Source organism: Cupriavidus alkaliphilus (assembly GCF_014191175.1).
GTDB lineage: Bacteria > Pseudomonadota > Gammaproteobacteria > Burkholderiales > Burkholderiaceae > Cupriavidus > Cupriavidus alkaliphilus.
This window is the reverse complement of sequence record NZ_JACHWE010000020.1, coordinates 1-1,110: the sequence shown is the minus strand read 5'-3', so window position 1 is coordinate 1,110 and position 1,110 is coordinate 1. Positions and strand designations below refer to the sequence as shown.

Here is a 1,110-nt window from a genome sequence, read left to right as displayed (position 1 = left end):
AGGAACACGATGATGTACGGCACGCCAACCTGGCGGGCCAGCAGGATGTGCTCGCGGGTCTGCGGCATCGGGCCGTCAGCGGCCGAGCACACCAGGATCGCGCCGTCCATCTGGGCGGCACCCGTGATCATGTTCTTCACGTAGTCGGCGTGGCCCGGGCAGTCAACGTGCGCGTAGTGGCGGTTGGCCGTCTCGTATTCGACGTGGGCGGTATTGATGGTAATACCGCGGGCCTTTTCTTCCGGCGCTGCGTCGATTTCGTCGTACTTCTTGGCCGCACCACCGAACTTCGCTGCCAGCACCGTGGCGATCGCTGCGGTCAGCGTGGTCTTGCCATGGTCAACGTGACCAATCGTACCAACGTTCACGTGCGGCTTGGTCCGCTCGAACTTTTCCTTTGCCATTTCGCGACTCCTGTCTCGGTAGCGATATTGCCAGTGCGTGGTATTTGGTGCCCATGGGCAGGATCGAACTGCCGACCTCTCCCTTACCAAGGGAGTGCTCTACCACTGAGCCACATGGGCGAAACTAGACGTATTACTTTATGACAGCAACCGCGCGACTGGAGCGGGTGAAGGGAATCGAACCCTCGTCGTAAGCTTGGAAGGCTTCTGCTCTACCATTGAGCTACACCCGCCTGGGTCTTTCCTGCTTCTTCACCGGCATTGCCGGCTGCTGTCTTGCATTCTGGTGGAGAGGGCTGGATTCGAACCAGCGTAGGCGTAAGCCAACAGATTTACAGTCTGCCCCCTTTAGCCACTCGGGCACCTCTCCGCAGAGAACTATCGATTATGGGCTTCCTCGCCGCTCCTGTCAAGCACTTTCCGTTGCGGATGCTGTGCTGCCAAGGAATCGGGAGGGCGTTCCGGCGTGTCGTCTGGCGCTGCCTGACCGCTCCCACAAGCGCAGTTTAGATTTCTGCGTTCTCACCCTATAGGGGCTTTGCAGAGCAGCTCCTGGCAGCTCTGGAGCGGCCTGGCGGAGCTGCTCGGCGCCGCTTCGAACGAGCGACAGAAAAGCAAAAACCCCTCGCAGCACACGCTGTCGAGGGGTTTTGCAGAATAAGAGCCTGGCGATGACCTACTTTCACACGGGAATCCGCACTATCAT

General features: G+C 59.5%; 1 protein-coding gene and 3 tRNA genes. All 4 read right to left on the bottom strand.

The annotated features are described in order from the left end of the window. Positions 1–404, bottom strand: a 404-nt coding sequence (locus FHX60_RS27555) for a GTP-binding protein (RefSeq protein ID WP_183285193.1), incomplete at its 3' end; no start/stop codon positions are given. 45 nt (positions 405–449) lie between these two features. After that, positions 450–524, bottom strand: a tRNA-Thr gene (locus FHX60_RS27550). A 39-nt stretch (positions 525–563) separates the two neighbouring features. Then, positions 564–637, bottom strand: a tRNA-Gly gene (locus tag FHX60_RS27545). A gap of 51 nt (positions 638–688) precedes the next feature. Continuing rightward, positions 689–774 (bottom strand) — tRNA-Tyr (locus FHX60_RS27540). Between the last annotated feature and the right edge of the window lie 336 nt (positions 775–1,110).